Origin of the sequence: Chryseobacterium sp. VD8 (genome assembly GCF_037149975.1) — a bacterium.
GTDB classification, from domain to species: domain Bacteria; phylum Bacteroidota; class Bacteroidia; order Flavobacteriales; family Weeksellaceae; genus Chryseobacterium; species Chryseobacterium indicum.
Map to the genome: position 1 here is coordinate 1 of NZ_JBBCQL010000482.1, position 255 is coordinate 255.

Annotated in this window: 1 protein-coding gene; it reads right to left on the reverse strand. The window is 38.4% G+C overall.

Features of this window, described 5'->3' with window-relative positions:
• Positions 1–255, reverse strand: a 255-nt coding sequence (locus WFK35_RS23120; RefSeq protein ID WP_336735008.1) for a hypothetical protein, incomplete at both ends; no start/stop codon positions are given.

Genomic DNA, 255 nt, shown 5'->3' on the forward strand with positions numbered 1-255 from the left:
ACTCTTAGGAAGACCTCTGTAAGCCTGAAGCAATTTAAATCCTCCTTCCTTTGTATTTCCTGCAGCGATTAATTTTTTCGCTTCATTAAATATAGTGGAAACTGTTTTTTTCTGAACTTCAACAATTTTGTCGATAGAAGGTTTAAGAACATCAAATTCCTGTCTGTCTCCCTGCGGAACCGGACCTGAAATAATTAACGGTGTTCTTGCATCATCTACCAATACAGAGTCTACCTCATCCACGATCGCAAAGTT